The 234-nt window shown below is 41.9% G+C and carries 1 protein-coding gene; it reads left to right on the top strand.

Features of this window, described 5'->3' with window-relative positions:
* On the top strand, positions 1 to 234 hold a 234-nt coding region (locus SB724_RS21900), incomplete at both ends, for a transposase domain-containing protein (protein ID WP_410573190.1).

Below are 234 nucleotides of genomic sequence, written 5' to 3'. Positions count from 1 at the left end.
CTAGACAAACTTAAACAGGTTTTTGACCCTGATATTCTTGAGCAAGCATTTAAACATGCAGGTTTTGCTACTGTGCGTAAAAGGCGATTACCGCTAGAAGCTGTTATGTGGTCTGTAATTGGAATGAGTTTATTCCGAAACGAAACCGTTTGGGATATCGCTAATAGACTCGACATCTCTTTACCCGGAAAAAACAAACTAGTAGCGCCAAGTGCGCTAGTTCAAGGTCGGCAA

The sequence above is a fragment of the Bacillus sp. SIMBA_031 genome, assembly GCF_046535225.1.
Taxonomy (GTDB): domain Bacteria; phylum Bacillota; class Bacilli; order Bacillales; family Bacillaceae; genus Bacillus; species Bacillus velezensis.
The sequence above is the reverse complement of the archived record's forward strand: the minus strand, read 5'-3'. Positions and strand labels throughout refer to the sequence as shown.